General features: G+C 69.4%; 6 protein-coding genes. 2 read left to right on the forward strand and 4 right to left on the reverse strand.

Annotated features, from left to right (window positions below; genetic code table 11):
- The coding region (locus tag QMZ25_RS17510) for a transporter substrate-binding domain-containing protein (RefSeq protein WP_283220041.1) at positions 1 to 651 on the reverse strand (651 nt) is incomplete at its 3' end.
- A gap of 287 nt (positions 652 to 938) precedes the next feature.
- Between QMZ25_RS17510 and QMZ25_RS17515 the strand changes: the two genes are divergently transcribed.
- On the forward strand, positions 939 to 1,814 hold the full coding sequence (locus tag QMZ25_RS17515; protein ID WP_065174107.1) for a methylglyoxal synthase: 876 nt from the start codon (positions 939 to 941) through the stop codon (positions 1,812 to 1,814).
- A 92-nt stretch (positions 1,815 to 1,906) separates the two neighbouring features.
- Here the strand turns inward: QMZ25_RS17515 and adhP are convergent, their stop codons facing one another.
- The 3 genes from adhP to QMZ25_RS17530 all read right to left on the reverse strand — a co-directional run bounded on the left by adhP (position 1,907) and on the right by QMZ25_RS17530 (position 4,680).
- Positions 1,907 to 2,935: an alcohol dehydrogenase AdhP gene (gene adhP, locus QMZ25_RS17520; protein ID WP_053515992.1), complete on the reverse strand. Its 1,029-nt coding sequence runs from the start codon at positions 2,933 to 2,935 to the stop codon at positions 1,907 to 1,909.
- A gap of 94 nt (positions 2,936 to 3,029) precedes the next feature.
- Positions 3,030 to 3,668, reverse strand: a complete 639-nt coding sequence (eda, locus tag QMZ25_RS17525; RefSeq protein ID WP_283220042.1) for a bifunctional 4-hydroxy-2-oxoglutarate aldolase/2-dehydro-3-deoxy-phosphogluconate aldolase — start codon at positions 3,666 to 3,668, stop codon at positions 3,030 to 3,032.
- Complete coding sequence (locus tag QMZ25_RS17530) at positions 3,655 to 4,680, reverse strand: sugar kinase (RefSeq protein ID WP_231108641.1); 1,026 nt, start codon at positions 4,678 to 4,680, stop codon at positions 3,655 to 3,657. Before QMZ25_RS17530 ends, eda begins: the two co-directional genes overlap by 14 nt.
- A gap of 279 nt (positions 4,681 to 4,959) precedes the next feature.
- On the opposite strand from QMZ25_RS17530, the gene QMZ25_RS17535 reads away from it, so the two are divergent.
- A partial coding sequence (locus QMZ25_RS17535; RefSeq protein ID WP_283220043.1) for a TonB-dependent receptor plug domain-containing protein occupies positions 4,960 to 5,817 on the forward strand: 858 nt, incomplete at its 3' end.

A 5,817-nucleotide genomic window follows, 5' to 3' on the forward strand; every position in this document is an offset into this window, starting at 1 on the left:
TCCGCTGGGCGCCCACGCCGCGCGGAGCGCGGCCCGCTGCGCGTCGTCCAGTTCGTGCAGCACGGTGTCGAAGGCGGCGACGGTGGCCGCACAGGCCGGCGCAGCCGCCAGCACCCAGGCATCATCGAAGCCGGCCGGCGCGGCGATCACCAGGGCATCGCTGCCGGGCCTGCGCAATGCGGCTTCCACTTCGGCCAACGTGGCAACTACCGCGTCGACCTGGCCGATGGCCAGCAGCTGCAGCGCATGATCGAGCGCGTCGACCTGCAGCAGCCATGCGCCCGGCGCCTGCTCACGCAGGTGGGCCGCCAGTGGCACCGTGTCGAGGCTGGCGACGCGGCGGCCGCGCAGACCGCCCAGTCCCTGCAGTGGCGTGTCGTTGCGACGGCGCACGATCACCTGTGACAGCTGCAGGTAGGACCTGCTCACGACCCAGCCGTCGGGCACCTGCTCGCGCGGCCATCCCAGCACGGCCTGGGTACCGGCCGGCAGCGCCCCGACCGCGCCGGCCGCGGCGGGAAGCGGATGTGGACGCAGCGCGATCTGCTCGCCCAGCCGCCGCAGGTAGTCGGCAACCAGGCCGCCGGGCTGGCCCTGCGCGCTGAAGGACAGTGGCGGGCGGTCACTGGGCCAGGCCACGGCCAGGGGCATGTCGCACCCGTCGGCCCGCGTGATCATGGGCCACAGCAACAGGGCAGGCAGCACGATGCGGGATCGCAGCCACGGGCAGGAGCGTGCAATGGATGCGGCCGCAGGGCCGGCGGCATTCACGATGGGCATCCTCGAATCGCAGGCGGAGACGACGGCCGCGCAGCGGTACCGCTCTGCCTGCCACGCTAGCGACGCACGGCACAGCAACAATGAGGAAAGTTGCAAAGCGCGCAGAATTGGCCGTTCACGACATAAACTGCCGCTTCCACCAGCCCACGGAGCGTTCGATGCGTATCGGCCTGGCCGCCAACCGGCTCCACCACCAGGATGCGCGCGCCGCCCTGTTCCGCTGGCTGCGTGCCTGCGAACCGGGCCTGCGCGAACTGGGCATCACGCTGCACGCTGTCGGCCGCACTCATGATGCGATCGGACGCCACGGCTTCCTCGACGGCTATGCCGGCCTCCATCGCTATCCCTACGGCCGCGAGGGCGGGCTGATGAAGCTGGTCGCCGAGGTGGTCGGCATGGGCCCGCAGCGCACGCTCGACGGTGCCATCTATCTGATCGATCCGGTCGATCCGTCCTCGGTGTTTCCCGAAGCGACCGCGCTCAAGCGGCAGTGCGTGATCCACGGCAAACCTTTCATTTCCACGGTCGCCACCGCACGCGACTGGATCGAGGTGGAGCGCGTGCACGCCGGCCTTCAGGCCGACGCCGGTGCCGACGATCTGCATGCCTTCGGTACCCAGACCCTGGCACTGATCGCGCACGATGCGATGAAGCCGGCGATGCTCGCCTTCGCCGACGAGCACTTCGACGTGCTGGCACGCTTCGGCGAGCGGGTGGCGACCGGGACCACCGGTCAGCGCCTCAACGAGCTGGCATGGAGCCGCGGCTGGCCCAGCGACACGCCCTGGGTGACGCGCTACCAGAGCGGACCGATGGGGGGCGATGCGCAGATCGCCGACCGCGTGCTGGAGGGCCGTTGCCAGCGCGCCATCTTCTTCGAGGACCCGCACGTGGCACGCCAGCACGAGGCAGACATCCAGCTGCTGGAACGCGCGGTGACCACGGTGACCGACCAGGCGGTGTGCATCACGGCTCCGGTGGTGGCGGCGCGCTGGGCGACGGCTGCCGCCCGGCGCGCTGGGTCACAGCGCTGACCACCTGCGCAGCTACGCCGGGCGCGCATCGATCGGCATGACCGCCGCACCCGTGGGAGAGGGTGCCCGGCCGCGGCGGCCATGCACGGGTGTCAGGCGGCCATGTCCAGTACCACGCGCCCGTCGATGGTGCCCGCGCGCATGCGGGCGAACACCTCGTTGATGTTTTCCAGGCGGTCGGTGCTGACCGTGGCCGCCACCTTGCCCTCGGCGGCGAACTGCAGCGACTCCTGCAGATCCAGCCGCGTGCCGACGATCGAACCGCGCACCGTCACACCATTGAGGACCATGCCGAAGATGTCCAGCGGGAAGTTGCCCGGTGGCAGTCCGTTGAGCGAGACCGTGCCGCCCCGCCGGACCATGCCCAGCGCCTGCTCGAAGGCCTTGGGCGATACCGCGGTGACCAGCGCCCCGTGTGCGCCACCGATCTCCTTCTTCAGGAATGCTGCCGGATCGGTCGTGCGCGCGTTGACCGTGACCTGCGCGCCCAGCCGCCGCGCGAGTGCCAGCTTGCTGTCCTCCACGTCGATGGCAGCCACGTTCAGGCCCATCGCACGCGCGTACTGCACCGCCATGTGGCCCAGGCCACCGATGCCGGAGATCGCCACCCAGTCACCGGGCTTCGTGTCCGTCACCTTCAGGCCCTTGTAGACCGTCACGCCGGCGCACAGCACCGGCGCGATCTCGACGAAGCCCACCTCCTTCGGAAGCAGGCCGACATAGTTGGCATCGGCCAGTGCGAACTCGGCGAAGCCGCCGTTGACCGAGTAGCCGGTGTTGCGCTGCGTCTCGCACAGCGTTTCCCAGCCGCCCAGGCAGTGTTCGCAATGGCCACACGCCGAGTACAACCAGGGGATGCCGACCCTGTCGCCTTCCTTGACATGCCCGACCCCGCCGCCCACGGCCACGATGTGCCCCACGCCCTCGTGGCCGGGGATGAACGGCGGGTCCGGTTTCACCGGCCAGTCGCCCTCGGCGGCGTGCAGGTCGGTGTGGCAGACACCGCAGGCTTCGATCCTGACCAGCACCTCGCCCGCCCCCGGGCGCGGTACCGGAACTTCCTCGATGACCAGTGGGCTGCCGAACTCGCGAACGACAGCGGCCTTCATGGTTCTGTTCATGGGTTTTCCTCCGTCGTGCGCTTGCAGACAGAGTGACGCCGGCACGAGGCCGGCGCTTTGATCCCGATCAAATCCTGGAAGATTGCCTGCCGGTTCAGCCCGCCAGCACGGACGCCTCGCGCGCCAGGCGTTCGATCGCGCCCCAGTCGCGGGTCTGCAGCAAGGCCGCCGTGGTCAGCCATGAACCGCCCACGCACAGCACGTTCGGCAGGTGCAGGAACTGCGCCGCGGTCTGGGCACTGATGCCACCGGTCGGGCAGAAGCGCACGTCGGCGAAGGGGCCGTGCCAGGCCGCCAGCAGCGGTGCACCGCCGGCCTGCACCGCGGGGAAGAACTTGAAGGTATCCAGGCCATGCTCGAGGCCAAGGATCAGCTCGGACCCCGTGGCCACGCCCGGCAGATACGGCAGGTCGGCATCGCGCGCGGCCGCGTACAGCGTCGGCGTTGCGCCCGGCGACACCGCGAAGCGCGCACCTGCGGCCCTGGCCGCCTCCATCTGCGCGGGCGTCAGCACCGTTCCGGCCCCCACCACCGCGTCGGGTACGGCCTCGACCATTGCCCGGATGGCATCCATCGCACGGGGTGTGCGCAGGGTGACCTCGATCACCGGCAGACCGCCCCGGAACAGCGCCTGCGCCACCTGCACGGCATCGTCGACATCATCGGGGGTGAACACCGGAATCACCGGTGCCAGTTTCAGTACCGCGCGAACGCGCGGATCAGCGCCGGACATCGAATCGCTCCTCGCCCATCTGGGCCAGCACGTCAGCTTCGCTGACAGGATTGAAATCGCCGGGGATGGAATGCTTCAGTCCGCCGGCAGCCAGGCCGAAACGCACGGTGGCGTCGGCATCGAAGCCTGACAGGATGCCATGCAGGATGCCTGCCGCGAAGGCATCGCCGCCGCCGATGCGATCGATGATGCCGGTCAGCTGCCGCACGGGCGCCTGCGCACGCACGCCCTCGCGGCCCAGCAGCAGGGCGCCCAGCACATGATGGTCCACGCTCAGCGCCTGCCGTTGCGTGCATGCCAGCCATTGCAGCCGCGGGAACGCGGCGAATGCCGCCGCTGCGGCAGCGTCCACGCGCTCCACGGCGCCGGCCTGGGTAAAGCGCTGGCCCAGGATCACTTCGATATCGCGGTAGTCGGCGAACACGATGTCAGCCTGGTCGAACAGGGCATGCAGGATCGCCTGCGCGTCGCCGCCCCAGCGCTGCCACAGCGTGGGCCGGAAATTGCCGTCGAAGGAAACGCGCACGCCACTGGCACGCGCGGCGCATGCCGCCGCCAGCGTCGCCTCGGCCACCTGCGGCCCCAGCGCAGGGCTGACGCCGGACAGGTGCAGCCAGTCCGCGCCCTGCAGCAGCGCCGGCCAGTCATGATCGGCTGCAGTGCTGCGCGCGAAGGCTGAATCGGCCCGGTCGTACACCACCTCGCTGGCACGTTGCACGGCGCCGGTGGTGAGGAAGTACAGGCCCATGCGACCGTCCGCCACCTCGCGCACCGCCCGCGTATCGACGCCATGGCGGCGCAGTTCACCCAGTGCGTGCGCCCCCAGGGCATTGCCGGGCACCGTGCTGACCATGGCCACGTCATGTCCGAATCGGGACAGCGAGACACCCACGTTTGCTTCCGCCCCGCCCACGTGCACCTGCAGCTGCGGCGACTGCAGCAGCAGCTCGCGACCGGGCGCGCCGAGCCGCAGCAGCAGTTCCCCGAAACATACGATACGCCCCATCTCCACTCCTCCCCGCTTGCCGCCAGCATGTGAAACTGCACGGCGTGAATGTGTACCACGCGTCGGCGCGGCGTTTGGCCATCGGTGTCATTCTAGCCTTCCGATGCGCCCCACGCACCCGTAGGAACTGACGGAAGCATTGTCCTGCAAGCCTCTTGGAGACATTTCAGATCTGTTGCGGTGCAAGATGCCGGATCCGGGACGTGCTGCTAACGTCCGCTCTGACCAGCGGTGTCATCACGCTGAAACAGCCGCAGCACCAGACCTTTGGGAGAGGGGAAAGGCATGCAGTCTCGGAACCACCAAAAAAAGACACCGGTTACCTTGCTCGCTATGGCCGTCGGACTGGCCCTGGCGGCCAATGCGACCGCCCAGCAGCAGAGCAGCGCCGCCGGCGCCACGGACCTGGATACGGTCACCGTCACCGGCTACCGCGCCAGCGTGGAGAAGGCGCTGGACATCAAGCGTGGCGAGGCCGGCGTGGTCGACGCCATCGTCGCCGAGGACATCGGCAAGTTCCCGGATCTGAACCTGGCCGAGTCGTTGCAGCGCATCCCGGGTGTGGTCATCACCCGCGAGGCCGGCGAGGGCCGCAACATCTCGGTGCGCGGCCTCGGCCCGGATTTCACCCGCGTGCGCATCAACGGCATGGAGGCGCTGACCACCGTCGGCGCCGGTGATCAGAGCGGTGGTACCAACCGCGGCCGTGGCTTCGACTTCAATGTCTTCGCCTCCGACCTGTTCTCGCAGCTGGTGGTGCGCAAGACCGCTTCGGCCGATGTCGAAGAAGGCTCGCTGGGCGCCACCGTCGATCTGCGCACGGCGAGGCCGTTCGACTATGACGGCTTCACCTTCGCCGCCAGCGGCCAGGCCGGCTACAACGCGATGGCGGAGAAGGCCGACCCGCGCATGGCCGCGCTGGTGTCGAACATCTTCGCCGACGGTACGTTCGGCGCCCTGCTGTCGGTGGCCTACTCCGAGCGCCAGGCGCTGGAGGAGGGCTCCAACACGGGCCGCTGGGCCAACGGCCCGAGCAACGGCAACTTCAGTGCCTCGTCCCCGTTCACCGCCGCGCGCAGTGCCGACGTCTACCACCCGCGCTTCCCGCGCTACGTGCAGATGGAACATGAGCAGAAGCGCCTG

The sequence above is a fragment of the Stenotrophomonas sp. RS-48 genome (assembly GCF_030053245.1).
GTDB lineage: Bacteria > Pseudomonadota > Gammaproteobacteria > Xanthomonadales > Xanthomonadaceae > Stenotrophomonas > Stenotrophomonas maltophilia_P.

What these genes read in the sequence shown, in the direction of transcription:
- eda (WP_283220042.1), bottom strand. Translation starts at nt 3,668, where the DNA reads ATGTCCGGCGCTGATCCGCGCGTTCGCGCGGTACTGAAACTGGCACCG.
- QMZ25_RS17515 (WP_065174107.1), top strand. Translation starts at nt 939, where the DNA reads ATGCGTATCGGCCTGGCCGCCAACCGGCTCCACCACCAGGATGCGCGC.
- adhP (WP_053515992.1), bottom strand. Translation starts at nt 2,935, where the DNA reads ATGAACAGAACCATGAAGGCCGCTGTCGTTCGCGAGTTCGGCAGCCCA.